Raw genomic sequence first — 26,046 nt, 5'->3', positions numbered from 1 at the left:
ACCGTAAGCCCCATGTCCTCAGAAACCAATACCATGCCCGCGTTCGCCGAATTCGGCCTTGCTGCCCCCGTGCTGCAAGCCGTCCTAGATCTCGGCTACGAAACCCCTTCAGCCATTCAAGCTGAAACCATCCCTTATTTGCTGGAAGGCCGCGATGTCCTCGGACAAGCACAAACCGGCACAGGCAAAACTGCCGCCTTCGCCCTACCCCTGCTCTCACGTCTGGACATGAGCAAGACCGGGCCACAAATTCTCGTCCTCGCCCCGACTCGCGAGCTGGCGATTCAAGTTGCCGAAGCGTTCCAAAAGTACGCAGGCAAGCTCCCCGGCTTCCACGTCATGCCGATTTACGGCGGACAAGATTACCGTACCCAATTCCGCCAACTGGAACGTGGCGTACAAGTCGTGGTCGGCACACCGGGTCGCGTCATGGATCACCTGCGCCGTGGCTCGCTCAAGCTCGATGGCTTGCAAGCACTGGTGCTGGATGAAGCCGATGAAATGCTGCGTATGGGTTTCGTCGATGACATCGAGTGGATCATGGAGCAAACCCCGCCAACGCGCCAAATCGCGCTGTTCTCGGCGACCATGCCACCTGCGATTCACCGCATTGCGCAAAGCTATTTGACTGACCCTGCCGAAGTCAAAATCAAGGTTAAAACCACCACCGCCGACACCATCCGTCAGCGTTACTGGATGGTCAGCGGCTTGCACAAGCTGGATGCGCTCACCCGCATTTTGGAAGCCGAACCGTTTGAGGCCGTCATCCTGTTCGTGCGCACCAAAAACGAAACCGTGGAACTGGCTGACAAACTGCAAGCGCGTGGTTACAACGCTATCGCCCTCAACGGTGACATTGCCCAAAACGTGCGCGAACGCACCATCGACCAGTTGAAGAAAGGCAAAATCGACATCCTCGTCGCCACCGACGTCGCCGCTCGCGGTCTGGATGTGGAACGCATCAGCCACGTCATCAACTACGACATCCCGACCGACACCGAATCCTACGTTCACCGTATCGGGCGAACCGGGCGTGCCGGGCGTAGCGGTGAAGCCATCCTGTTCGTTTCCCCGCGTGAACGTCATTTGCTGCGTAACATCGAACGCGCTACCCGCAAACCGATTGACCTGATGGAATTGCCGTCCACGGAAACCATCAACAACCTGCGGATTGCCCAGTTCAGCCAACGCATCACCGACACGCTGGCAGAAGAAGGTCTGGATTTCTTCTCGCAATTGCTGGAAGGTTACGAGCGCGAACACGATGTTCCCGCCATCGAAATCGCCGCTGCTCTTGCCAAACTGCTGCAAGGCGACTCGCCTTTGTTGCTGGAAGAAAAGCGTAACCACCCGGCCTACAACCCCAATGCAGAACGCGAACGCGATCAGGATCGCTCTGGCAAGCGCAAATCCAATGCTGCCAACTCCGCTTTCAGCAGTGATGAAGACACCATTCCGATGGAACGCTTCCGCATTGCCGTCGGGCGTACTCACGGCGTTAAACCGGGCAATATCGTCGGCGCGATTGCTAACGAAGCCGGTCTGGATAGCCGTTACATCGGTTACATCGAAATTCAGGACGATTGCAGTCTGGTAGACCTGCCCGCAGGAATGCCCAAAGACATCCTGCACGAGTTGCGTACTGCACGGGTTGCCGGGCAAATGCTCAATATCGAACCAGCCGGTGAAGCCGCTGCCGATTACTCCCCGAACCGGAGCAGTGGCGGCGGCGGTGGTGGCTCACGTGGTGGTCAACGCCGTGATGATCGTCGCCCCCCTCAGCGTCGTGATGGCCCACCGCCACGCCGTGACGGTGCTCGCAGCGGCGAACGCCCTGACCGCCGCCCACGCAGCGAAAAGGAACGGGCCCCGTTTGCAGCCGGTGAAAAACCACGCTTTGCCGACGACAAGCCCAAGTTCGGCGGTGATAAACCACCCGCCCGCAAGCCCACCATCAAGAAAGCAGCACCGAACAAGGACAAGGGCAAACCCAAGCGCCCTGCGCCCTAAGTAACGCTGATGAAACGCTGTGCCTTTCTCAGCATGGCAAGCCTGGAGCAATTCGTCTGCTACGACGAATTGCTCTACGCCCCACTGCAACGCTACGGCTGGCACGTTGAAGCCGTCGACTGGCGCGATCACAGCATCGACTGGAACCAGTTCGATGCCGTGATTATCCGCTCCTGCTGGGATTATCAAAACGACCCCGTACAATTCCTCGCCGTCCTTGACACCATCGAACATTCCACCGCCCGGCTGGAAAATCCACTGAACGTAGTACGCTGGAATCTAAGCAAAACCTACCTGCGCGAACTGCAAGCCAAAGGCATCCCGATAGTCCCAACGGAATGGCTGCATGGGCTGGAACTGACAGCACTACCAACACTGTTTACACGCTGGCAAACCGATGAAATCATTATCAAACCCGTGATTAGTGCCACCGCACAAGACACGTTCCGCCTGACACCGACTGCCCTTGAGCAGCAATTCCCCTACCTGCAAACGCTGTTTCAGGAGCGTGATTGCATGGCGCAACCTTTCATCCCCAGCATCGTTACCGAAGGTGAATTTTCGCTGTTCTTTTTTGGGAATGAATACAGCCACACGATTCTGAAAACCCCCAAGTCGGGCGATTTTCGCGTGCAAGAAGAGCACGGCGGACACTTACAAAGCGTCGAGCCGGAAGCTGTATTACGGGAACTGAGCCGTGCTGCGCTTGCCGCCATCCCCGCGCCGACGCTTTACGCTCGCGTCGACTGGGTGCGCACCGCAAACGGTTTTGCGCTGATGGAGCTGGAACTGATTGAGCCGTCGCTGTATTTCAATATGAATGCGACAGCCGCCGAACGCTTTGCGCGGGTGTTTGCACATTGACATCCTCCCCTCCCTGAAGGAAGGGGATTCCTACTGCATTCAGCTAGATAGCTGACTGACTTCGGTGGGTTCCTGCTTCACAGAGCGGCTTAAAGCCGCATCTCCACAGGCTAACAAGCGGTATCCCCGCTCTAAAACATTGATCGCGCCGACATGATCGGCGTGATTTTCATAGTGACATTGCACACACACAAACCGCGCTTGCGTCTGACGATTGTCCGCCGCTACATGGTGACATTCGGGGCATTCCTGACTGGTATAATGCGGCGGCACGGCAAACAACATCCCGCCCTTCCATACCAGCTTGTAGTCGAGTTGCCGTCGAAATTCGCCCCAACCTTGATCGAGAATGGCTTTGTTTAAGCCGGATTTCTGGGCAACGTTCTTGCCGGGGTTTTCTGCCGTGCCTGCCACTGACTTCGACATATTACCGACCTGCAAATCTTCGATGAACACGAGCGCGTGGTTTTGGCTGAGCGTGGTCGTCGCCTTGTGCAGGAAATCGCGGCGGGCATTGGCGATTTGCGTGTGAATTTTTTGAACGTTGGCTTGTGCTTTTTTCCAGTTGTTGCTGAACTTTTGTTTGTGCGCCATGCGCCGTTGATATTTGGCGAGTTTGGCGGCTTTGGTTTTGAAGCTGTTGCTCGGTTCGAGGTACGTACCGTCGGAGAAGGTGGCAAAACGGGCTATACCCAGGTCGATGCCGATGGCTGTCGTGGCTTGAGAGGCGATTTTTTCCACTTCCCGCTGAGTTTGGATGCTGACAAACCATTGGCTACCCTTGCTGGAAACCGTGACATTGCGCAGTTCTCCCAGCACATCGCGGCTGTTGCGGTAGCGTATCCAGCCGAGTTTTGGCAGAAAAATTCGGCTATTGCCTGGGTCGAGCTTGATTTGTTTGGGGTCGGGGTAACGGAAACTGTCACCGCTGCCTTTGCGCCATGCTGTCAGGTGCTTGGCCATTGCCACGTAACCGATGAATTTTTCACCCGCTTCATGATTGGCTTGCTGCAACGCTAACGCCCTGTTGTACACGAAGCGACCCGAACCCGCGTAACGGCGCAGATGACTCTGCGTCTCACCATTGGGCATGAGTTCGTATTTGAAGGCTTGTAGTCGTTGCATCTTCGGAGTGTAGCTAAACAAGAGCGGCTTGAGTGGGTATTCTGCGTTAAACTGCGCGGATTATCCGACAAAACTACCGAACATAGGGCGGCTTCGCCACCCGCGCTATCCTCCCCGACCTGAAGGACGGGGTTTGCCGCGCAACCTGATCAAGGGCTCGTCCAGTTCAGGACACCATCAGCACTTAACTGTGGGGCAATCTGGTGGGTAAAGGTATAGGCAGCAGCATTATTACCTTCCCCAACAGTGCCATTCAATTGCGTCTGGGGAATAGCGCCATCATCACGCAAGGTGCCATTAGAGTACCTCCCTGTGGAAGTAATGCGCCCGGTGTAGTCAGGTGACATCAGGGTAAAGCCTGTGTCGTAGGTGTTACGGGTTGCGCTGACCGTCAAATGGGCATTATCCAGCGTAGCGGCGGTCGTTTTGCCAGCATTGTTGACCCGTGCGTCGTAACTGCCCAAGGCAAAGCTAACATCGCGCTGCTCCGGCAAAAGTACCGTTTGCTTCTGCTCGACACCAATGACAGGCAAGCTGGCATTGGACTGTTGGAGCAGTTGCGTGTAACTGCTGTCAACTTGTTCGCTGAAAGAGGTTGTGCCATCGACCATTACCGCTGGGTCATATTTACCCCAGTTGACGGTTGGTGTCGCTGATGCCACAACAAGCGCTGGCTTTGTTTGTACCACTCGCTGTACCACTGGGGTGGACGAGATGACTGCAAGGGGCGCGGACACGGCTGTCGTTGATATTACTGTTTTGGGAGGGTCTGGCACAACGGTTACGGTTTCAGCACGCGACGGTACAGCAGCAGGGGTTACAGCGACGGTTGTTACTACCCTTGGAGTTGCTGGAACGGGTTCAGCACGCGACGGTACAGCAGCAGAGGTTACGGCGACGGTTGTTACTACCCTTGGAGTTGCTGGAATGAGTTCAGCACGCGACGGTACAGCAACAGGGGTTACGGCGACGGTTGTTACCTTGGTGTTTTCGGGTACGGTTTCGGTAGCTGGTATCACAAAAGTAATCGCGGCCACTTGGGATTTTTCTGACACCACTGGCTCAGGGTTAATCGCAACCGGGGGCGTTACAACGGCTGTTATCGCTTTAGGTTTTTCTGGCGTTGGTTCAACGACGACGGGTGTTATAGTGGTGGGCGTTGCTACAGCAGGTGTTATCTCGGTGTTTTCGGGTACTGGCACAACAGCGGGCGTAGTGGGTGTGACCGGTGACGTAACCGGCGTAACCGCTACGCTGTTACTGGACGACACCAAACTTTGCTCGGCGTTGGTAGTCGTCGTGGTGGTGCTTCCTGTTGATTCTGGCACTTGACCAAGCAGGGATTGTTGTGTGCTTTCCAATGTAGCAGAAGCGACCACTGTAGACGAAGCAACACTTTTTGGTTCAGACATAACGGTTGGTGCAGACGTAACCGTTGGCGTAGTCGCAACGGCTAGGCGGGTATCTGCTGATGGGACAGCACTGGCTGGCGTGGATTCGACGGTACTCACCGTTTTGTCGGGCAAAATAGCATCCAGCGGGTTACGCTCATCTGCGGCTACCGTGCTTGCTACCGTAGTGCTGTTTTGCGACTCAGATTCGGTTTTAGTGGCTGTATTAGAGGCGTTAGTAGACTCCGCAGGCTTTTCCGGTGATGTCGCTGCTTGCTCAGATTTTTCTGACGTTTTGGTGTCTTTTGCTTCTTTTGCTGGTGGTGCTGCTACTTTGTTTTCAGTAACAGGAATCGCCGTGGCGGGCAGCAAAATCGGTTTTGGCGCATTAGCCCGCACGACCAATGCTAAACCACGCTGCCCTTCCGACAAGTGTTCGCCACCCGCACAAGCACCCAAGCTGAAACGCTGGCAACTGCCGCCCAACTTAGCAATGGAAATCTCGCCAGAATGTACGGTCACCCACGTTTCGTCATTGCTAACCTTAACCGTGTATTCCGTACCCAATACCGCAATTGCCGCCAGCGGTGAGTTCAAACGGTAGTGTTCTTTAGCAGCTTCGCCGCCGCGCCCGGTCGTGCTCGTTACTTCGCCATCCAGCAAAGTTTTGCGTATCTCGGTTGCACTGGGGTCGTCAGGGTCGTAGGAATATTTATTAAAGATAAAAACACTGCCGGGGCCGAGCTTCTCAATACCACCGTCAATCATCATCAGGTTGATTCGACTGCTCTCTTTGACCTGTATACGACTGCCGTCAAAAATCTCCATCGATACCGCTAAGGGTAAGACGCTGCCATCCGCTGTGGTGACCTCGGCCTGACCTAAGAGATAAGTCACTTTACCAATCACATGTGGTGAGTTGACTTCATCCGCATATGTATAGGAGGGTAACGCCTGTATCCCCAGCAGTGCTAACGCACACACCAGCCATACTAGATTTCTTATACTGATTTTCATCCATGTCTCTACATAATAAACACTCCGGCATGAGCATTTCATGACATTTAAACATGGTAAAAATCCTATTTGAAAATCGTATTTATTTATTACCTATTTTCTATAAGGAAAGCTAAGGGCATTAGAAATTGGTTTCAAAACTAATCCCTACGGAATTCCCCGCTGGCTGGTCAAATAACGGCACTTCCTTGTCCTGCGTTTGACCATACTGGTAACTGACTTGCAGCTTGTTGTTACCGATTTTCTTGCCCAAGCCCAGCTTGATGCCTTTGCTCAACTGAGTCCGGGTGCTTTCACCGTACAGTTTAGGGTCAAACGGTTTAGCATCGAGCTTGTATCCGATACTAGCTCCCACACTAGGCTGCCAGTCCGCCAACAACGGCTTGCCCTTCCACTGCCCTGAAAGCTCCACTTCCCGCCGATCACCACCGGGGCGTTCATCCAGTGCATGGTCGATTTCCAGGCGTGCCCGCACACCGACTTCGCCCCCCTTGGGCAACGGTTTACGGTGTTCCAACGCCACATTGGCTACCAACGCACTATAAGCGGCGCGTTCAGGATAAGTAACGAACTCCAGCCCCGTGATCCAATCTGTCTTGCTTACACTAGCCGGATTACCCATTTTTTGTGGCACACTGGCTGCCAACGGCTGGTAATGCGTCGCACCGATACGTTGTTCCACATCCCCCGCATCATTACGCACCATACTCAAATAAGCGCTAGCCACTTTACCCGCTGCTAAAGCCTCTTGCCCAGTAACGGCAAAACCCGTGACGCTAAAATCGGGTTCATCGGTATATTCCTGACGGGAAGCGGTCAGTGCCAATACCTTGCGCCCACTCTCATGAGCAATCCGGTAGGTTCCCTGCACACCGACAAAGGCTGAAGACAACGGCAAGTTACGTTCATCCAGCCGTCCTTCCACCCACAGACCGTTGAAAGGGCTAATAATGCTAATACGCTCATGGCGGCTGCCCTGATTCACATTATCCAAATAACCGGCGGACACCTGTACGTGCGACGTTTTTGTGGTTGCAGAAATGGTTAATGGCTGTGCCGCATCACTGTTCGCAGCAACAGGCGGGCTGCGGCGATTACTGACCGCAGATTTCTTCCCCGGCTGACAAACACCGGCCTGAAACAAGCCCAGTAACTGATTGAGAAAGGCTTGTTGTGGCTGCAATGCCGGTTGCTGCGCCAACGTGCGAATTTGCTGGCTAAGATTATCCAATCGCGTGCTATCACCTTGCATACACGCGCTTTCTGCCTGCTGAAGCAAACCCTCAATATTGATCTCTGTCGGAGCTGCCACTGCGGCTACCGTACTCAATACCCAGCCAGCCGTCACACTACAAAAACCCGTGATGTACTGTTCACTCTTCAGCCGTATTGCCATCCTGCTCGCTCCTGTTATCGTGGATCAGCGTATAAACGCCCACTGTCTCCTGTCTTCCCTTCAGGGCAATATTACCACGACTCACCAAAGGCCATTGCTTAGTCAATAGTTCGACTGTCTGTTTACTGACCACCAAATATTCGTGCAGTTCCCGCGCCAGTGTCTGCAAACGTGCGGTCACGTTCACCGCATCCCCAATCGCGGTATAAGCATGGCGGAAGCGGGTTCCCAAATCCCCCACGACTACATCACCCGTATGCACCCCGATACGCACCTCAATCGGTTCACCTTCCAGCAAACTACTGCCTTCCGTGTTGAACTGCTCAATGGCTGCCATCATACCCAGCGCTGCCGCCACGCCGCGATCAGCATGGTCAGCCTGTGGAAACGGTGCATTCCAGAACACCATCACCGCATCCCCCATGTATTTATCAACCGTGCCCTCGTGCTGGTGCGCTACAGCGGTGAGACGCTCCAGAAGTTGCTGGGTCAACTCAGCCAATACTTCCGGCGAAGTGCGCTCTGCCCGCTGGGTAAAATTGGCAATATCGGCAAACAGCAACGTCAGACAGCGCTTGCTGGGCAACATCAAGTCACTGCGGTTGTCAGTCACGATGTGCTCGACCAGTTGCGCTGGCAGATAATCCTTAAACAGCTTGCGTAAGCGCCCGGAGGTACGTTGCGCCATCCACCATTCCAGCGGCACCTGAATCGCCAGAAACGCGAGGAACAACGCCGCCGGGTGCATCGGCACAAACCAGCTCTTGTCCACCCATCCCCAGAATCCAAGCCCCAGCCAGCCAACCGCTAGCAACAGTGGCACTAATACCACTGTACCTGCGCCTACACCGTACACCAACAAGAAATACAGCCCGGCCAGACCACAGAAGCCGATAACCCATGACCACACGTCCAACGAAAACCCCGGAATACCCGCCTCTTCTGACAGTAACCATTCCAGCATTTGCAGGTGGACCGTCATGCCCGCCGCATTCGCTTCCAACGGCGTCGGGTGCTGGTCTCCCAACATGGGCGCATTACCACCCAAGACCACCATACTATTCGGCAAATACTTGGCAATACCGGGGAGGACTTTACGCTGCAAAACATCACTCGCTAGAATCGCGCTAATATCTTCACGATTTACTCGGTAAGGGACACGCCACAACCCGGCTTTGTCCAGCAAGAACTGGACATCCCCACCCTCGCCCATCAAATCACCCAAGCGCAAAGTCTGCCCATTAGCACTAGGTGTCACCGCTACCGTATAACTACCATCCATTTGGCAACGCAGCATTTCCAACGCCAAAATGGGGTACAGCCGCCCGGCATACCGGATGAGTGGCGGCACTTGCGTCACCATACCCGATACCGGATCTTTTACCGGGGTGACGTGCCCAATACACTTGGTCTTAACCAATTGATCATTCAGCCCAGCATAACCATTCGCCTCCGGTAACACGGCTGCGGCCGTTGCTTCAGACGGCGCAATGCCAGCAGAAATATTGCCCGTCACCAAGGCATTTTTAAGTGGTGAGAAATCGAACGCTTGTGGAAGCACCAGAGGGTATTGCTGTGACAAGGCCAATAAAGCGTCATTACCTTCCTTATCACGGGAATACGGCATGGCAATATCCACGCCCACGACACCGACTTTATAATCTTCAAACAGAATTTTTAATAAATCAGCATAACGTTGGCGTGACCACGGCCACCCCTCACCGTATTCTTTCTCAACAAATTCAATGCTTTTGTTATCAATCTGCACCACAAACACCAAGGGAGCTTTCGGCTCAGCGATAGCGACACCCCAGCGTTGGTAGGCATTCCAGACACGGTTTTGCCAACTGCTGTACACCTGCAAGGGATCATGCTGTTGTACCAGCAGCAAAACGGCGGCGATACCCAACAGCACCAGCAGTCGCCCACTTTTACGCACCAGCGCAAGTAACCATTTGGGGAAAAGATCAGTTGCCAACAGTAACCACCTCAGGCATAACCACCTCAGGCATAATCACTTCAGGTGTAACCACCACTGGCTCAGCAGCCAATGTTCCTGCCCAACTCAACGCGCCACTTGCACTTAACGTCGGGTCAATTTGGTGGGTAAAGGTGTAAGCAGCGCCCACCTTCTCACCCAATACGCCTACCGCACCGTTAATCGTGGTTTGTGGGTTCGTGCCATCATCTTTCAATAGGCCGGTGGCTCCCCCATACGTCCCCGTGGCTTTCACAGATCCCACATACTCGGGTGAGTTCAAGGTAAAGCCAGTATCAAACGTATTGCGGGCTGAACTAACATTCAAGGTAGCATCCGTGATGGTGGCGGTCGTTTGTGTGCCAGCAGTGGCGTTACGTACACTCGCCTCATAGCTATCCAACAGGAGTGACACATCACGCTGCTCAGGCAGGGTAGGACTAGCCACTTTCAGACGCTCAATGGTGTTATCACCAGCCACAGTACCCGCGATAAGCTGCTCGTACTGGCTGCTGACCAGATCGCCCAAGGTGGCGGAATCCCCGACGATGGTAGCGGGGTCATATTTGCCCAAACGCACTACCGGCAACGACGTACTAACCGCTGGTTCAGGCGTGACGACGGGTGGCGGTGTCACCACAGGAATCACTTCACCAGCATCCGTTGTAACGGTTGAACCGCCCTTGTTGGACTCCAGCAAGTCATTACTCGCACCGCCCAATGACGTGCTTGTGCCGGTACCTGATGAAACCAGCAAGGAGCTGCCACCAATGGGAGATGAGCTGATGACAGACGTTGTTACCGGCGTTGTTACCGCAGACGTGCCTGTCGTCAATACCTTCCCTGAGTCACTCTCCAGAGTGGATGTCGGTGTTTGCAGTGTCGTGTTACCAGAGGCAGAGGCAAGGGTATTGGTCGCTAGCGGCGGCACCGTTGCAGCGGGCACAGCAGGCGTTGCAATACTTGCGGGTGCAGATGCCTTTATTTCGGCAGACACAATAGTTGCCGTGGCCAACGCATCACGCTCATCAACTTGGGGCGTCACAGTGGGTGTTGGGGTGAGCGGCGCGGGTGTGTTGGAAGCCGTTTTTGTAGTGGTATCCAACTCAGCCAATGCATTACGCTCATCAACCGTTTGGGTCACTTCTGCCGTCTTGGTATCAGTCGTTTTATCCTTGGTTTTGTCAGCAACCACTTTCTCAGCAGTTGTTTTGTCCACCACTTTTTCTACCGTTTTATCAGCCAATTTCTCGGTGGTTTTTTCAGTCGTTTTTTCCGTCGACTTGTCTGCAACTTTTTCCGCCGCTTTTTCGGTGGACTTTTCAGTCGCTACTTCCGTTGCTTTCCCATCAGACTTGGTGGAGGCTTCAGCAGTTTCCTGCTTGTCAGCTTTCTTGTCGGCAGCCGTTTTATCGGCTTTCGCATCGGCTGTTTTGCTGGTTTCTTCCGCTGGTGCAGCTTGTACCTGCGTTTTGCTCTTGGGTGGTGGCTCAGAAACAGGAATCAGGATAGGTCGTGGTTCATCCTTACGCACAACCAAGGCCAAACCGCGCTGGTCTTCTGACAACCGTTCACCGCCCGAACACACCCCCAGCCCCGAACGCAAGCAGCTCCCGCCCAGCTTGGCCATGGAAATTTCCCCGGCAATGACCGTTACCCGCGTTTCCCCCTCACTCAGTTGCACGGTGTATTCTGTTCCCAATACCGCAATCGCTGCCAATGGTGAGTTCAAACGGTAACGCTCAGGAGCATAGTGGCCTGCCGCCCCTGTTTTGGTTGTGATCCCACCTTCGGTGAATTCTTTGCTGACTTCACTCGCACCCGGATTGTTTGGGTCATATTTGTACTTGGTGAATGTCAGGGTGCTGTTCGCTGGCAGTTTTTCGGTTTCGCCATCCACCATCAGCAAGTTCAACTTGCTGTGGTCTTTTACTGAGACGGTGCTGCCTTCAGAAATCTCGGTTTGCCTAGTGATGGGTTCGACAATACCATCAGCCAGCGTCAATTCTGCCTGTCCCAGTAAATACGTAACTTTACCGATAATATTCGGCGCTGCTGCCGTAGTAGTCGCTGTAGCGGTTTCTGTTTTGGTTTCTGTTGTTTTGGTTTCATCCGCCAAAATGCTGTGCGAGGGAAGCATCAGTACGCCGACTAACGCCAAAGCCCCAAAGAGTGACATTGTATGTTTCATGCTGTTTGCCCGTGAATTTGCCCGAACGCGCCCTGATGATCTTTGATCAATTTTAAGCCCACTGTTATTATACATCCTTATGATAAGTTACGCACACACATATCTTGAGAATGATGACACAGGTCTATTTAGCTGGGAGTAAATGACGCCATTGCGTCTCTGCCATCACATAACGTACCCCTGAGACAATATTCGCCAAAACGAGTTCCCCATCACTCGATAATAAATCCAACACGATCTGACTGCCGTCATCCAGCGTCAGGGTGATTTGGCCTTTACTCATTTCCCCCGCATACGCTTCAACCCGGATAGCGTCTGCCGATTGCCAATTCTGGAGCACATCCGCAGCCTTGGCGTTGAAACCTTCCGGCAAGGATACCGCCTTCACATTACGCCCTTCCGGCACCAGTTTGTTGGCAAGCAAGGCTGTCGCCTCCCCCGTCAATAAACCAAACACCGCTTCTGATACCAGTTGGATTTTGCCTGCGTGCAGCAGGTAGCGGCTGCGGGAAATCGGGTTTTCCGTACCAAACAACACGGTTTGGTCGTTGAAGGCCACCCTGACCTCGCCCGGTTCCAAGCCGTACTGCTTTAAATCCTTACCTGTAGCATCGTAGCTACCCGTCACGGTTTCATCCAGCAAGGTAAATAACTGGCTGATGCGCACAGGGTTGGTATCCCCCTGTTTCGGCTCCAGCATCCGCCAGCGTTCCCCCTCGCGCGCCAGCCGGATAATATCGGGCTTGGCACTGCCCGGCTCACGGGTAATTGTCACGCGGGTAATGTCTGCCCGCGTCAAGCTCAGCAAGGTTTCCGGCAACTTTACCGGCTGGTTGGACTGCCACCACGCCGCAGCGCCCAGCCCCCCCACCAGCAGTAACAGTGCCAAATTAAGCCATAAACGCCGCGTCTGTGTGGTATGACTCATTTCAACGTCTCCGCCTGCGCCACCAAATCCACACACCAGCCAGCAACAAGCCGAGCGGCAGTACGAACAGGAAAAACGTCCCCAACACAAATCCCCCCGTTTCACTCAAATCCAGCTTGGTATCGGGAGCGCGGATCACTGGCACTTCCAGCAAATTGTCATCCGCACTCAACCAGTTGAAGGTATTGGTAGCCAGATCAAGGTTTGCCCCAATCCCAATGAAGCTGTTAAGCATGAAATCGCTGTCGCCGATCACCACCACCCGTTGGCTGCGCGTAGCCGAAGCCAACTCACGGGTCAGCGTGACACCAAGCGGAATCGGCCCTTCCTCATCGCCACTGCCCTCCTCAAATCTCACCGCACCTTCCAGCACCCCACTGCTTTCCAGCCAACTGCCCGGCAAGGTATTGAGGAATTCTTCTGCCTGCCAGTCCAACGCGCCATCCTTATCCCCCGCATTAGGCGCACGGGCAACCATGGTCGCAAACGGAAAAATAGTCTGTTTACCGGCCATCTTTCGCACAATTTCAGATTTGCCGTAATCCACCACCGGCACGACTGCCGGATGATTAATCCCCAGCAAGGCTTGTAATTGCTCGTTGGCATCAATCACCGTGCCATCATAGATTTGCAGGCCAAGCAATTCCTCCAACGGTTGCAAACCATGCAAACCGCCGGGGTCTTGCAACCACAACAAGTTACCGCCCTGTTCCAGGTACTTTTTCAGCACCTCCACTTCACCGGGCAGAAAATCCTGCTGGGGCGCTGCAATCACCACAAAACTGGCATTCTGCGGCAGCATCTGGGTACGCACCAGATTGTAGGGCTGGATCAGGAAACCGTTGCGTTGCAGATTGGCCACCAATTGCGACATGCCGGTGGACTGGTCAAGCAAGGGTTGGCGTTCGCCGTGCCCTTCCAGAAACACCACCAGACGTTCCCCGCCCCGGCTCATGCGTTGGATAGCGCTGCCGATGGTGGCCTCACTGGCGGAATCCATCACTTCACTACGCTCACCGAGGTGAATGGCAAGCTGGCCTGCGTGATCAATCCCGTCCTGTTTTGCCCGCGCCGGGTCAAGGTCGGGGTTAACAAATTCCAGCACAATATCCGGCCTGACCCGCTGATACTTACCCACTAACTGCTTAAGTTGCTCCTGCAAAATGGGGTTATCGGGAATATAGGCAATGAACTTCAGCGGCTGATCCAGCGTTTTCAACAAGGTCTGGGTCGGCACTGACAAGCTGTTACGCCCATCATACGTCCAGTCCGCCGCGAACTTGAATTCGCGCCCGAAAAAGCCCAGCAAGCCGATGACCACCACGAATAACACGTAGAAAATCGCATTTTGCACCCCCACCAAACGGTGGGCATTCTTACTCATCTTCATCAGTCGTGCGCGAGATACCCCTGCCTTTAGGCATGGGGAGGGATAGCGCGTCGGCGACAGCCGACCCTCTTCTCGCTCCTCCGTTTGGTTTGCTATCTTCGGTTGTTGACTCTTCACGAAATATACGATATTTTGTGAATAATGAAAACTAAACGCGCCTACCAATTCCGATTCTACCCAGACCAACAACAAGAAACGTTGCTGGCTCAGACGTTCGGTTGTGTGCGCTACGTTTACAACAGCATCTTGCGTTACCGCACGGATGCCTACTATCAGGCTCAGGAAAAAGTTGGGTACACGAAAGCGAGTTCCCAACTGACTGCCATCAAAAAACTGCCTGAAGCTACTTTCCTGAACGACGTTTCCAGTGTTCCGCTGCAACAATGCTTGAGGAATCAGCAAACGGCGTTCAAAAACTTCTTTGAAGGTCGGGCAAAATACCCTGTCTTCAAATCTAAAAAGCACCGCCAATCGGCTGAATTCACGTACCGCGCGTTCAGCTACCGTGACGGTGAATTGAAACTGGCGAAGTGCGATAAACCGCTGAATATCAAGTGGAGTCAGGCACTTCCGGCTGACCCCACCACGGTTACTGTTTCCAAAGATCAGGCCGGACGCTATTTTGTGTCTTGCTTGTGTGAATTTGAACCCACGCTGTTGCCCGTCACCGATAAAAAGGCAGGCATTGACGTGGGCATCAAGGATTTGTTCGTTACCTCTGACGGTTTTAAATCCGGTAATCCCCGCCACACCGCACAACACGCGGCTAAACTCGCGAAGTACCAACGCCGTCTTGCCAAGAAGACACTCGGCAGCAAGAACCGGTTGAAAGCTAAACGCAAGGTCGCCCGTGTTCACGCGAAAATTTCCGATGACCGTTCGGACAACTTGCACAAGTTGTCCCGCAAACTGATTAACGAGAACCAAGTGGTTTGTGCTGAAAACCTCGCCGTGAAGAACATGATTAAGAACCCAACGTTAGCCAAGCACATTGCGGATGCAAGTTGGGGTGAGTTCACTCGCCAGCTTGCGTACAAAGCTGGCTGGTACGGGAGGACATACGTTGAGATAGGGAAATTCTTCCCGTCCACTAAACGCTGTTCCTGCTGTGGGTTCGTGAAAGAAAACATGCCGCTGGACGTGCGATCGTGGGAGTGCCCCGAATGCGGCACAACCCACGACCGTGACGTGAATGCAGCACGTAACATTTTAGCCGCCGGGCTGGCGGTGTTAGCCTTTGGAGAGAATGTTAGTGGCGATGGCATTTCGGTGTCGTCGTCCTGTTCTCGGTGAATTAGGAATCCCCCGGCTTTAGCCGTGGGGAGTAGTCAAGCGTGCTTACCCCTGTAACCGATCATTGTCGAGCCTACGAATAGTCAGGATCAAAAACCCGCCAATAAACAGCAAGTAGTAAACCAGATCACTGCTATCAAACATGCCGCCCACAAACGACAGGAAATGCCCAAAGGCTGACAAATAGATAAACAACTCACTCGACGCCCCTTGTGAATGCCCTGACTGATAAAACACTTCCAGCAACAGCAAGAAACCAAAGGTCGTGACTGCCGCAATCACTGGCTGCCGCGCCAATGACGACAGAAACAAACCTGCCGCTGCAAACGCCGCCAACAACAAAGTCAGCCCCAAGGCCGCCGCTGCCAGTTGCCCCCAATCAAGCTGGGTCGACAAACTCAATGACATCGGCATCAACGCCAGCAAAGCGACGAACAACAACACAAACCCCAACACGCTAAAATATTTCCCCAGCACAATCTGGGTATTGGAAAGCGGCGAAGAAGTCAGCAAGGTCAAAGTCTGGTTCATGCGCTCTTCGGCAAACAGGCGCATGGTAATCAGCGGCATCACCACCAACATAATGGAAGCGGCGGTGGAAAACAGGAAAGGAATCAACGCCTCGCTAATTCCCGCAATGTCCTCTTGCCCAACCGCAGTGGCTTGTATTTGCACGGTGTATTCATTCAAACCCAACAGGAACATCCACGCGAGGATGAATTGCACCACCGCCAGAATGCTCCACGCCAGCGGCGACAAGAACATGCGGCGGAACTCGGTACTGGCAATCGCCCAAATTGCATTCATGCTGTCACCTCCTTGACTGGCGCTTCATCAGCGTCAGCTTCGCGGAAAATCAGGTCGAAAAACACTTTTTCCAGCGATTCCACGCCTTCCAGCGTATCGTTGAATACGGTTTTGCCCCGGTTGAGGATTTGCACCCGATCACACACGGCCTGCACTTCCGGCAAGATATGGGTGGAGAGGATAATGCCATGCTCCTTGCCCAATTCGCGGATCAGGCGGCGGATTTCACGAATCTGGATCGGGTCAAGGCCAACGGTGGGTTCGTCGAGAATGACGACTGCCGGGTTGTGCAAAATGGCTTGCGCAATCCCGACCCGCTGGCGATAGCCTTTGGAAAGATTGCCGATCAGGCGTTTGCTGACATCCTGCAAACCACAGCGCTCGCTGGCACGCTCCAGCGCCTCTTTGCGCTGCGCTGCTGGCACATTACGCAAGCGGGCGCAGTAATGCAGGTATTCCGCTACCGTCAGATCGCGGTAAACCGGCGGTTGTTCCGGTAAATAGCCAATTTGCTGCTTGGCTTTGCGTGGCTCATCCAGCAGGTCAATGCCGTTTATCTGAATTTCACCCGCGCTGGGGGATAAATTTCCTGTCAACATCTGCATGGTGGTGGACTTTCCCGCACCATTTGGTCCCAACAAGCCCAATACTTCGCCTTTGTGCAAAAAAACATCTACATTATTTACCGCGCAATGCTCGCTATAGTAGCGTGACAATCCTGTTGCATTAATGAGCCTATCTTGATGATTTATCATGTAACTTGCCCTTGTCGGTTCAGAATTCATTAATAATTATGAATTTTTGATAAAAATATTCTATATTCATAAGGGTTGAACTTCTGAGTATATCGAATAGACTCAGAATATTGTAACGCTGTGTGACATGTAGATACTTTCTAGGTTTGGGGATTTGGTAAGTGGAGCGTCAGCAGCAATTTTAGTTGGGCTTACTAAAGGTATTACATTATGAGTGTCGAAATGAATGTCGAAACCGACAGGAATTGGTTCTTGCTGACCAGCAAACCACACAAGGATGAAGTCGCAGAATTTCAACTCCGCAACCAAGGCTACGACGTCTACCGTCCCCTCGCCAAACGCTTGCGCACACATCGCGGCAAAATCATCACCAAAATCGAATCGCTGTTCCCTCGCTATATGTTTATCCACCTCGATGATGGCGTGAATGACAACTGGGCACCGATCCGCTCCACCACCGGCATCAGCAGTTTTGTGCGCTTTGGCACAGAGCCTGCCCGCGTTCCCGAAGCGCTGATCAGGGCGCTGCAAGAGCAGGAAGCCATGCTGGGCGAACGCGCCATTGACCTCGACAGCTTCCACACCGGCGACAAAGTGGTGATTACCGATGGGCCATTCCGGGGTCTGGACGCCATTTTCCAGAAATATGACGGGCAGGAACGGGTCATTGTCTTGCTGGAAATACTCCACAAACAGACCAAGCTAGCCCTTTCCCCGGCACAACTGTACGCCGCGTAAGTTTCAATGGTTTAGCAGCCGCCCGCCATCTACCGGGATAACTTGCCCGGTAATGTAATCGGCGTCACGCACCAAAAACAGGATGGTTTTGGCAATATCGGTGGGGTTGCCCTCACGTTGCAGGGCAGTTTTGGCGAGTATTTCGGCGTGCATCGCGTGGTTTTCCACCATTTCAGGCCAGAGAATCGCGCCAGGTGCTACGCCATTGACGCGCACGGCGGGCCCCAAATCCCGTGCCAACACTTGGGTCAGCATCAGCAATCCGGCTTTTGCCACGCAATAGGCCGCATAACCTTGCAAGGGGCGTAAGCCGTGAATATCGACCATATTGATGATGCAACCGTGATTGGCCTGCAAATGCGGTGCGGCGGCTTGCGCCATGAATAGCGGTGCTTTCAGGTTGGTGCCGATCAAGTCGTCGAATTGCTGTTCGGTCACAGTTGCCAAGGGTGTGGGGTAAAAGGATGAGGCATTGTTTACCAGAATATCCAGCCTGCCCGCTTGCGCCACCGTGTCGGCAATCAGTGCCGGAATCGTCGCCATGTCCAGCAAATCACCCTTTACCAGAAAACAGGAATCCTCACGCTGCTGGTTCAATACTGCCTGTAAGTGTTCAGCATCCTGAGAGGAATTGCGGTAGTGGATTACCACCGTTGCACCTGCTGCGTGTAACGTGCGAGCTGTTTCTGCGCCAATGCGCCGGGCAGCACCTGTGATCAATGCTACCTTACCTTCCAATGTCGCCATGCCATACCTTCTGTTAAGCTTTATATTTTTCATTATCATAACCCGACATGCGCTTTACTGACACATTACCCACACCTTCTGCTGAGGCTTTGGCACATAGCGCCCAGCTCGCCGAACGCATTCGTATTGCAATAATCGCCAATGGCGGCAGCATCCCCTTCCGGGAATTTATGCGCATGGCCTTGTACGAACCGGGCTTAGGCTATTACGTCGCGGGTTCGCGCAAAATCGGCAAGGATGGCGACTTTATTACCGCCCCCGAAATTTCCCCGCTGTTTTCGCAATGCCTCGCCAACCAGTGTGCGCAAGTACTGACGGAACTCGGCGGCGGCGACGTGCTGGAACTGGGCGCAGGCAGCGGCATCATGGCGGCCGATATGCTGGCACGGTTAGAAGCCCTCCATTGTCTGCCCGAACGTTACCTAATACTTGATCTCAGCCCGGAACTGCGCGACCGCCAACGCCAGACTTTGCAACGGCATGTACCGCATTTACTGGCACGAGTGGAATGGTTGGAGCGTTTGCCAGAAACACCCCTGCGCGGCGTGATCGTCGGCAATGAAGTGCTGGATGCCATGCCGGTGGAATTATTCACCTTGGTCGATGGAGACAGGGTGATTCGGCAGGTGGAAATACAAGGGGATGGTTTTGATTTAGTCCCCGTAGAAGGTCATTACACCTCCGAATTCAACCCCAATCTTCCCGGTTGGATGCGAAGCATGGCAGATTCGCTAGCAGCGGGCGTTTTGCTACTGATCGACTATGGTTACGAACAGGCGGATTATTATCGCCCCGACCGCACACAAGGCACACTGATTTGCCACTACCAGCACCGCGTGCATGACAATCCGCTGATTTACCCCGGCCTGCAAGATATTACCGCGAGCGTGGATTTTACGGCGGTTGCCCATGCTGGGCTGGATGTGGGCTTCACGCTCGGCGGTTACACCACGCAAGCTGCTTTTCTTGCGAGTAATGCACTCGAAACATTGTTCATCGACGCCTTACAGACAAATCCTGCTGATCAATATAAACTCGCCCAGCAGATACGCACCCTCAGCCTTCCAGCCGAAATGGGGGAGCGTTTCAAAGTAATCGCCTTTAGTAAAAGCGTTGCCGCTGAGCTACAGGGCTTCAGGTTTGCCAGCCAACAACAACACTTATAACCAAAAGGATTCTCTTGATGGATATTTTACACGCCATTATCCTAGGCATTGTTGAGGGGATAACGGAATTTCTGCCTGTTTCCTCCACCGGTCACATGATTGTCGTGGCCGACTGGCTGGGCATGGATCGCAATGCCCAAAACACCGCGTTTGAAATCATCATTCAATTTGCCGCCATTTTCGCGGTCATTGCCAACTACACCGACAAATTTCACCCGCGCCACCTGAATTTATGGGTAAAGGTCTGCATCGCATTCCTCCCCATTGCTGCCATCGGCTTCTTGTTCAGTGACCTGATTGAAAGCCTGTTCAGTGTGCAAGTCGTGGCTTGGATGTTTATCGTCGGCGGCATTATTTTTCTAGTGGTCGAGCATTTTTACCGTGAAGAATCTCACCGGGTAAAGCAGATGGAAGACCTAAGCTACCAACAAGCGGCATGGGTAGGCTTTGCACAACTGTTCGCCCTCGTGCCGGGTACAAGCCGCGCAGGGGCAACCATTATCGGTGGCATGTTGGCGGGCTTGGATCGCAAGTCCAGTACAGAATTTTCGTTTCTGTTAGCGCTCCCCGTGTTAGGTGCAAGCTCTGCGTATTCCTTGCTGAAACATTACGACGAATTCGCCAGCACCAGCTTTATGCCACTGATCATCGGCTTTGTGGTAGCGTTTTTGGTGGCATATCTCACCATGAAACTGTTTATCCATTTTCTGGAGCGTTTCACCTTCCGGGCGTTTGGCATTTACCGCATCCTGTTCGGATTAGTGCTGCTGTGGTGGTTGGCATAACCGGCACAAACGCTGCCCTGCCGCCGTCAACCCCCGGATTTGCACGGCGGAACGGCTACCGCTGGCGGTATCCTTGCGGTGCCCAACCCGTGCCAGCACGAATCCGGCACGTTCCCAAAAGCGTAGCAGTTCCGGGGTCATCGCGTAGCTGACACCGATGTAGTCTGCACAGCTATCCCCAGCATGGCTCACCAGCTTTTCCAGTAATTGTTTTCCCAGCCCTTGCCCTTGCAGCGAGGGCTGGACAGCAATGCGCATTACCCGTTCGCACACCAGTTCTGCCGCGCCCGCCATCCCAGCATGGAAGGTCAAGGTCTGCGGAATCGGATGCCCGTGCGGGCGGCGTGTTCCGGCATGAATGGCAGCCGTCAGCGCCGCATCCAACCCGCCTTCGCGGGACAGCAGCGCCACCGCGAGAATCGTTTCACCCTGCTCCAGCACATGAATGGAAATATCCGGCGCATCCAGCATCTGCCGCAAATCAGACGGCCGTGTCTGGTAATGCGCCGTCACCAGCAAGCCGAAGAGTTGCCGCAACAACGGCTCATTGGCGGCAAGTTCATCCCGGTCTAATAGGCGGTAACGAGGGCGTATGCAATACGCCCCTACGACCTCCTCGCCCCCAACATCCAACAACAACGCCTGATTGATGAAATGTTCCAACGGATCATTCTCAGCCCAACGAATCGGCTGCTGTAAACGCACGGCTTGCCAACCGGGCGCACGCACCTCCAGCGCTTTCTGGAAACGCAACGCAAACCCGCGCCCACTGCCCTCATAGCCATGCAATGTCGTTGAAAATACACAACGCGGATAATGTTCCAACATCTTCAACAACAACGGGACGGGAATAGCAGCCGCCTCATCCACCAGCAACACATCGCCTTGCGGCAAGGTTTGCAGCAGATCATCCGGCGCAAAGAATAGCGGCGGGTTTTCGGCATGTTTGAAAACAGCCTCAACCGTCGCTCGGGAAGGCGCCGTCAATAACACTCGTTTGCCCGCAGCAAACAACTGGCTGGCAGCCATGCCGAGTGCCGCCGACTTACCACGCCCCCGGTCAGCGGTTAGCACCACTGGCAGAGGGACTTGCAAAATGCTCTGGATGGCATTGATTTGGTCATGAAGAGGGCGTATGCAATACGCCCCTACGGTCGTTGGTAGGGGCGTATTGCATACGCCCTCCCGCTCTTCCAACATCCCCACCAAACGCCGCAAAAACCGCCCGTCCACCGCCTCAGGCTGATGCGGGTACGGCAAAAACCGTCGGTAATCCGGGTCAGGAAAGGTCGCCCAGTCATCCAATGGAGGGGTCAGCAAAAATAAGGTTCCGCCCCCACACAACGTACCACTCACTGCTGCAAACGCATTCACATCAAAGCCGCTGTGGGCATCAAATACTAGGGCAGTGCATTCCTGACCCAACAAGGTATGCGCTTTTTTCGCAGCTCCTGTTACCCAGAATACCTTGCCATCCGCAGGCAACAGGCTTTGCACCCGTTGCACACACTCGGCTTGCGTCCCGCTCACGCGTTGCAGCCGACGTGGCAGGTTATTTATACAGCGTCCCGCCCGCTTTCACCGGTACGGATGCGGATAGCTTGCTCGATTGCCGAGACAAAAATCTTGCCGTCGCCAATCTTGCCGGTATGCGCCGCTTTCTGCACAGCCTCGATCACCGCATCGACCTGCTCTTCCTTGACCACGATTTCCAACTTGACCTTCGGCAGAAAGTCGACCACGTATTCAGCACCACGGTACAGCTCGGTATGGCCTTTCTGACGCCCGAAGCCTTTCACTTCGGTAGCGGTCATCCCGGTCACGCCAATCTCGGTCAGCGCCTCACGCACGTCATCCAGCTTGAAAGGTTTGATGATGGCCTGAATCAGCTTCATGCTTGCTCCTTTGGGGTTTTGAAGGGTAAATTTTTACGCCAGGCAGACGTGATCGGGTAACGCCAGTCCTTACCGAACCCGCGTCCACTGATCCGCACACCCGGTGCAGCCTGTCGCCGTTTGTATTCGCTCAATAGTACCAGATTCACTACACGGCGCACGATTGCCGCGTCAAATCCATCTGCCACAATCTCATCCAGTACTTCATCGTTCTCAATGAAACGCTGCAAAATGGCATCCAGCACCTCGTAAGGTGGCAAGGAATCCTGATCCACCTGCCCCGGTGCCAGCTCTGCGGATGGCGGGCGCTCAATCACCCGTTGCGGAATCGCCTGCCCCAGCGTATTGCGGTATTCCGCCAATTGGTATACTTGCAGCTTGTAAACATCTTTCAGCGGTGAAAATCCGCCTGCCATGTCGCCATACAGCGTCGCGTAACCCACCGCGCTTTCGCTCTTATTGCTGGTGGACAGCAGCAAACTCCCCAGCTTGTTGGACAATGACATCAGCAACACGCCCCGGATACGTGCCTGCAAATTCTGCTCGGTCACATCCACCGGCCTGTCACCAAATTCTGGTGCGAGCAAACCCGTGAAGCTATTGTAAATATCAGCAATCGGCAGATTACGGTAATGTACGCCTAACCACGCGGCCTGCTGATAGGCATCTTCCACACTCATCTCGGAGGTGTAATGGAACGGCATCATTACCGCCTCAACATTTTCCGCGCCTAAGGCATCCACCGCCAACGCCAATACCAGCGCCGAATCAATCCCGCCCGACAAACCCAGCAATACACGGGAAAAGCCATTCTTGTGCACGTAATCGCGAATGCCGGTGGTAATGGCTTGGTAGATCAGGGGTGTAAGATCGGAGGGCGTATGCAATACGCCCCTACGCACACTCTTCACATCCCAGTCCTGCACAAAGACGCCTTCGACAAACGCCTGCGCCCGGAACACGATATTCCCCACCGCATCCAACAGCATGGAATCACCGTCGAATACCAGCTCATCCTGCCCACCCACCACATTCACATACGCCAACGGGCAACCCGTGGTAGCAGCCTGGCGCTGCAACAATTCAGTGCGCTGCGCCTGCTTGTCATAGCTGAACGGGGAAGCATTCAGCACACACAAGGCTTCCGCGCCTGCGATGACCGCTGCCTTTGCCGGGGCATCTTCCCAAATATCCTCACAAATCAGCAGGCCGAGTTTGACACCCGCGACCTCAATAACCAGTGGCTCAGTGCCCGGTGTAAAGTAACGTTTTTCGTCGAATACCCGGTAATTGGGCAAGCATTGCTTGGCGTATTCAGCCAGCACCTCACCATCACGCAGCACGCAAGCCATGTTTTGCAACAGCCCTGCTCGCTGCACTGGCGCACCCAGAATGACCGTGATGCCTTGAGTTTCTGCCGCCAATGCATCGACCCCCGCCTGCATCTGGGCAATAAAATCGGGGCGGAACAACAAATCCTCTGGCGGATACCCCGCCAACACCAATTCCGGGAACACCACCACATCGGCCTGTTGTTCACGCGCCTGATGGATAGCTTCGCGTACCTTGCGGAGGTTGTCTTGCACATCCCCCACGCAAACATTCAATTGAGCCAATGCGATGCGTAATGTCTGATTTTTCTTTTGCACAGTGTCATAAAGCGGTAAGGTAACAATCTGAAGACTATACCTGAAAAGGCTGTAACACATCATGTCCCGTATTATTTTTATCCTTGTTTTGCTCGTAGTTGGGTTTCTTCTGTTAAAATCTTGGCAGCGCAGGCAAAGTCTGGGCGGACAACACAAAAAAACGACCGGGAAAATGACTAATAACACCCGCATGGTGCGCTGCTTGCAGTGCGGCTTGCATGTCCCGGAACACGAAGCGATTTCCCAGGGGGGGAAACACTTTTGCAGTCTGGAACACGCCAAGCTACATCTGACGAAAAACTGATCCCGGTCTTCCTGCACGAAGACCCGTGGAATTTGCTACGCCTGTACCATGTGTACCGTTTCACCCTTGCGGGTGCATTCCTGATTGCACTGGTCATGGCAGACGGCAACGTCAAACTCGGCAGTTATGACCCCACATTATTCGTCTGGTTGACAGGTGCTTATTTGGTACTGGCGGTGGTCAGTAATTTGGCGTCCTATTTCCAATGGCCTGACCTCTCGGTGCAAACGGTGCTGTTTGTACTGCTGGATATTGCCCTGCTGTTGGGGTTGCTTTATTCCAGCCGGGGCATCGAAGCCGGGTTCGGCATTTTATTACTGATTCCCGTGCTCATACCCCACCTTGGCAACCCCGGTCACGTCTCACTGATGCTGGCCACCATCACGGGCATGTTATTGGTTTCCCTACAGGTCTGGTTTCAGTCTCAAGAGGTGGCGGATCAAAGCAGCGTCATGCACAGCGGTCTGATTGCCCTTTTCATCCTGCTGATCAGCATTGCCAGCAACCGCTGGATACGCAAAGCCAGCGCCGTCGCCACCCTCGCCCAGCGGCGCGGTGTCGACCTTGCCAACCTGTCGCAGCTTAACCAGTCCATCCTCGACAAACTCGAATCCGGCATCGTCGTGGTAGAAGGTTCCGGCGCCATCCGCCACATGAACGAATCCGCGTGGGACATGCTCGGGCAACCCGGTAACTGGCGCAGCAAGCCGCTGCAACAATTTGCCCCCGAACTCGACCACCACCTGCAACACTGGTTACATACCATTTGTCCGCGCATTGCGAGTTTCGACGTGCGCCACCAGAACACCACCGAAATGCGGGCACGCTTCTCACAACTCGGCAACCAGTCGCGCCGTGCCACCATGATCAATCTGGAAGACACCACTGAACAGCGTGAAAAGCTGCAAAGCGCCAAACTCGCCTCCCTCGGGCAATTGACTGCCAGCATTGCCCATGAAATCCGCAACCCACTCGGTGCCATCAGCCACGCCGCGCAACTCATGACCGAATCCCAGAATCTGGACAAAGCTGACATCCGCTTGCTGCAAATCATCCAGTCCAACGCGCGGCGCATGAACTTGACCATCGAAAGCGTCCTCAACCTATCGCGCAAAAAAACCCCCAACCGCGAACGCCTTGCCCTCAAATTGTGGCTGCACGAATTCCGTAAAGACTTCATTTTACAAAACCAACTGCGTGAAGATCAGGTCAACCTGTTTATCGAACCCGCCGACACCGTGATCGAGTTCGACCCCGCCCACTTGCACCAGATTATTTGGAACCTGTGCCGCAACGCCTACAAATACGCCCACGAAGCCCCCGGTAAATTACAACTCGACATCCATGGCGGCAACCCGACACATACCCGTGACATCATGCTCAATATCATCGACAATGGGCGTGGCATGACTGAAGCCCAACGCCAGCGCCTGTTTGAACCGTTTTTTACCACCAGCACCCAGGGAACAGGTCTGGGACTATTCATGTCGCGCGAACTATGCCTTACTAATGGGGCGACCCTCGATTATGTCGCCTTGGCGACAGGTGGTAGCTGCTTCCGCTTGGTGTTCTCCCACCATCGTTAAAAACAGATAAAACAACAAGATAACAATCATC

The 26,046-nt window shown here is 54.0% G+C and carries 21 protein-coding genes; 8 read left to right on the top strand and 13 right to left on the bottom strand.

From position 1 onward, the window contains the following. The first annotated feature begins 12 nt into the window (after positions 1-12). Both J9253_RS18970 and J9253_RS18965 read left to right on the top strand, forming a co-directional pair. The gene (locus J9253_RS18970) at positions 13-2,010 is read left to right on the top strand and encodes a DEAD/DEAH box helicase (RefSeq protein ID WP_210222407.1); all 1,998 of its coding nucleotides are present in this window, start codon (positions 13-15) and stop codon (positions 2,008-2,010) included. A 9-nt stretch (positions 2,011-2,019) separates the two neighbouring features. Continuing rightward, the gene (locus J9253_RS18965) at positions 2,020-2,874 is read left to right on the top strand and encodes an ATP-grasp domain-containing protein (RefSeq protein ID WP_210222406.1); all 855 of its coding nucleotides are present in this window, start codon (positions 2,020-2,022) and stop codon (positions 2,872-2,874) included. Positions 2,875-2,913: 39 nt separating this feature from the next. Here the strand turns inward: J9253_RS18965 and J9253_RS18960 are convergent, their stop codons facing one another. The 7 genes from J9253_RS18960 to J9253_RS18930 form a co-directional block, all read right to left on the bottom strand. After that, on the bottom strand, positions 2,914-3,999 hold the full coding sequence (locus J9253_RS18960; protein ID WP_210222405.1) for an RNA-guided endonuclease InsQ/TnpB family protein: 1,086 nt from the start codon (positions 3,997-3,999) through the stop codon (positions 2,914-2,916). A 149-nt stretch (positions 4,000-4,148) separates the two neighbouring features. After that, complete coding sequence (locus J9253_RS18955) at positions 4,149-6,407, bottom strand: FecR domain-containing protein (RefSeq protein ID WP_210222404.1); 2,259 nt, start codon at positions 6,405-6,407, stop codon at positions 4,149-4,151. Between the two features lie 121 nt (positions 6,408-6,528). Beyond that, complete coding sequence (locus J9253_RS18950; protein ID WP_210222403.1) at positions 6,529-7,803, bottom strand: hypothetical protein; 1,275 nt, start codon at positions 7,801-7,803, stop codon at positions 6,529-6,531. Continuing rightward, on the bottom strand, positions 7,781-9,781 hold the full coding sequence (locus J9253_RS18945; RefSeq protein ID WP_210222402.1) for an adenylate/guanylate cyclase domain-containing protein: 2,001 nt from the start codon (positions 9,779-9,781) through the stop codon (positions 7,781-7,783). Before J9253_RS18945 ends, J9253_RS18950 begins: the two co-directional genes overlap by 23 nt. Further along, on the bottom strand, positions 9,771-11,972 hold the full coding sequence (locus J9253_RS18940; protein WP_210222401.1) for a FecR family protein: 2,202 nt from the start codon (positions 11,970-11,972) through the stop codon (positions 9,771-9,773). Before J9253_RS18940 ends, J9253_RS18945 begins: the two co-directional genes overlap by 11 nt. Before the next feature lie 124 nt (positions 11,973-12,096). Next, the gene (locus tag J9253_RS18935) at positions 12,097-12,900 is read right to left on the bottom strand and encodes a DUF4340 domain-containing protein (RefSeq protein ID WP_210222400.1); all 804 of its coding nucleotides are present in this window, start codon (positions 12,898-12,900) and stop codon (positions 12,097-12,099) included. 1 nt (position 12,901) lies between these two features. Further along, positions 12,902-14,284, bottom strand: a complete 1,383-nt coding sequence (locus J9253_RS18930; RefSeq protein ID WP_228291433.1) for a GldG family protein — start codon at positions 14,282-14,284, stop codon at positions 12,902-12,904. Positions 14,285-14,431: 147 nt separating this feature from the next. On the opposite strand from J9253_RS18930, the gene J9253_RS18925 reads away from it, so the two are divergent. Further along, positions 14,432-15,583, top strand: a complete 1,152-nt coding sequence (locus J9253_RS18925; RefSeq protein WP_210222398.1) for an RNA-guided endonuclease InsQ/TnpB family protein — start codon at positions 14,432-14,434, stop codon at positions 15,581-15,583. 45 nt (positions 15,584-15,628) lie between these two features. Here the strand turns inward: J9253_RS18925 and J9253_RS18920 are convergent, their stop codons facing one another. Then, positions 15,629-16,390: an ABC transporter permease gene (locus J9253_RS18920; RefSeq protein ID WP_210222397.1), complete on the bottom strand. Its 762-nt coding sequence runs from the start codon at positions 16,388-16,390 to the stop codon at positions 15,629-15,631. After that, positions 16,387-17,145, bottom strand: coding sequence for an ABC transporter ATP-binding protein (locus J9253_RS18915; RefSeq protein WP_210222396.1), 759 nt, complete (start codon positions 17,143-17,145; stop codon positions 16,387-16,389). Before J9253_RS18915 ends, J9253_RS18920 begins: the two co-directional genes overlap by 4 nt. A 210-nt stretch (positions 17,146-17,355) precedes the next feature. Between J9253_RS18915 and rfaH the strand changes: the two genes are divergently transcribed. After that, entirely contained in the window at positions 17,356-17,883 is a 528-nt protein-coding gene (gene rfaH / locus J9253_RS18910) for a transcription/translation regulatory transformer protein RfaH (RefSeq protein ID WP_228291432.1), read from the top strand. Positions 17,884-17,886: 3 nt separating this feature from the next. On the opposite strand, the gene J9253_RS18905 is transcribed toward rfaH, so the two are convergent. Then, positions 17,887-18,630 (bottom strand): pteridine reductase, encoded by a 744-nt coding sequence (locus J9253_RS18905; protein ID WP_210222395.1) that lies wholly within the window; start codon positions 18,628-18,630, stop codon positions 17,887-17,889. 47 nt (positions 18,631-18,677) lie between these two features. Here J9253_RS18905 and J9253_RS18900 point away from each other — a divergent pair, with 47 nt between their 5' ends. Both J9253_RS18900 and J9253_RS18895 read left to right on the top strand, forming a co-directional pair. Further along, a complete protein-coding gene (locus J9253_RS18900) occupies positions 18,678-19,796 on the top strand; it encodes a class I SAM-dependent methyltransferase (RefSeq protein WP_210222394.1) in 1,119 nt (372 codons plus the stop codon). Positions 19,797-19,813: 17 nt separating this feature from the next. Then, positions 19,814-20,581, top strand: a complete 768-nt coding sequence (locus J9253_RS18895) for an undecaprenyl-diphosphate phosphatase (RefSeq protein WP_210222393.1) — start codon at positions 19,814-19,816, stop codon at positions 20,579-20,581. Here the strand turns inward: J9253_RS18895 and J9253_RS18890 are convergent. Genes J9253_RS18890 through J9253_RS18880 form a run of 3 tightly spaced genes read right to left on the bottom strand, consistent with a single transcriptional unit; the run spans position 20,555 to position 24,185 of the window. Next, a complete protein-coding gene (locus J9253_RS18890) occupies positions 20,555-22,111 on the bottom strand; it encodes a tRNA(Met) cytidine acetyltransferase TmcA (protein WP_228291431.1) in 1,557 nt (518 codons plus the stop codon). The genes J9253_RS18895 and J9253_RS18890 overlap by 27 nt on opposite strands. Before the next feature lie 26 nt (positions 22,112-22,137). Further along, positions 22,138-22,476, bottom strand: a complete 339-nt coding sequence (locus J9253_RS18885; RefSeq protein WP_210222392.1) for a P-II family nitrogen regulator — start codon at positions 22,474-22,476, stop codon at positions 22,138-22,140. After that, entirely contained in the window at positions 22,473-24,185 is a 1,713-nt protein-coding gene (locus tag J9253_RS18880) for an NAD+ synthase (protein WP_210224671.1), read from the bottom strand. Before J9253_RS18880 ends, J9253_RS18885 begins: the two co-directional genes overlap by 4 nt. Before the next feature lies 1 nt (position 24,186). Between J9253_RS18880 and J9253_RS21205 the strand changes: the two genes are divergently transcribed. Both J9253_RS21205 and J9253_RS18875 read left to right on the top strand, forming a co-directional pair. Further along, a complete protein-coding gene (locus J9253_RS21205; RefSeq protein ID WP_266097355.1) occupies positions 24,187-24,429 on the top strand; it encodes a PP0621 family protein in 243 nt (80 codons plus the stop codon). Then, positions 24,387-26,015: a two-component system sensor histidine kinase NtrB gene (locus J9253_RS18875; RefSeq protein ID WP_210222391.1), complete on the top strand. Its 1,629-nt coding sequence runs from the start codon at positions 24,387-24,389 to the stop codon at positions 26,013-26,015. The genes J9253_RS21205 and J9253_RS18875 overlap by 43 nt, the downstream gene beginning before the upstream one ends. The last annotated feature ends 31 nt before the right edge of the window (positions 26,016-26,046 follow it).

Source organism: Thiothrix litoralis (genome assembly GCF_017901135.1).
GTDB classification, from domain to species: Bacteria; Pseudomonadota; Gammaproteobacteria; order Thiotrichales; family Thiotrichaceae; genus Thiothrix; species Thiothrix litoralis.
Note: the sequence above shows the minus strand (reverse complement) of the source record. Positions and strands in the feature narration are given on the sequence as shown.

Coding starts and splice junctions, on each gene's coding strand:
- J9253_RS18915 (WP_210222396.1), bottom strand. CDS start 17,145: ATGATAAATCATCAAGATAGGCTCATTAATGCAACAGGATTGTCACGC.
- J9253_RS18930 (WP_228291433.1), bottom strand. CDS start 14,284: ATGAGTAAGAATGCCCACCGTTTGGTGGGGGTGCAAAATGCGATTTTC.
- J9253_RS18950 (WP_210222403.1), bottom strand. CDS start 7,803: ATGGCAATACGGCTGAAGAGTGAACAGTACATCACGGGTTTTTGTAGT.
- J9253_RS18935 (WP_210222400.1), bottom strand. CDS start 12,900: ATGAGTCATACCACACAGACGCGGCGTTTATGGCTTAATTTGGCACTG.
- J9253_RS21205 (WP_266097355.1), top strand. CDS start 24,187: ATGTCCCGTATTATTTTTATCCTTGTTTTGCTCGTAGTTGGGTTTCTT.
- J9253_RS18895 (WP_210222393.1), top strand. CDS start 19,814: ATGGATATTTTACACGCCATTATCCTAGGCATTGTTGAGGGGATAACG.
- J9253_RS18900 (WP_210222394.1), top strand. CDS start 18,678: ATGCGCTTTACTGACACATTACCCACACCTTCTGCTGAGGCTTTGGCA.
- J9253_RS18965 (WP_210222406.1), top strand. CDS start 2,020: ATGAAACGCTGTGCCTTTCTCAGCATGGCAAGCCTGGAGCAATTCGTC.
- J9253_RS18885 (WP_210222392.1), bottom strand. CDS start 22,476: ATGAAGCTGATTCAGGCCATCATCAAACCTTTCAAGCTGGATGACGTG.
- J9253_RS18940 (WP_210222401.1), bottom strand. CDS start 11,972: ATGAAACATACAATGTCACTCTTTGGGGCTTTGGCGTTAGTCGGCGTA.
- J9253_RS18920 (WP_210222397.1), bottom strand. CDS start 16,390: ATGAATGCAATTTGGGCGATTGCCAGTACCGAGTTCCGCCGCATGTTC.
- J9253_RS18905 (WP_210222395.1), bottom strand. CDS start 18,630: ATGGCGACATTGGAAGGTAAGGTAGCATTGATCACAGGTGCTGCCCGG.
- J9253_RS18960 (WP_210222405.1), bottom strand. CDS start 3,999: ATGCAACGACTACAAGCCTTCAAATACGAACTCATGCCCAATGGTGAG.
- J9253_RS18925 (WP_210222398.1), top strand. CDS start 14,432: ATGAAAACTAAACGCGCCTACCAATTCCGATTCTACCCAGACCAACAA.
- rfaH (WP_228291432.1), top strand. CDS start 17,356: ATGAGTGTCGAAATGAATGTCGAAACCGACAGGAATTGGTTCTTGCTG.
- J9253_RS18970 (WP_210222407.1), top strand. CDS start 13: ATGTCCTCAGAAACCAATACCATGCCCGCGTTCGCCGAATTCGGCCTT.
- J9253_RS18880 (WP_210224671.1), bottom strand. CDS start 24,185: ATGTGTTACAGCCTTTTCAGGTATAGTCTTCAGATTGTTACCTTACCG.
- J9253_RS18955 (WP_210222404.1), bottom strand. CDS start 6,407: ATGAAAATCAGTATAAGAAATCTAGTATGGCTGGTGTGTGCGTTAGCA.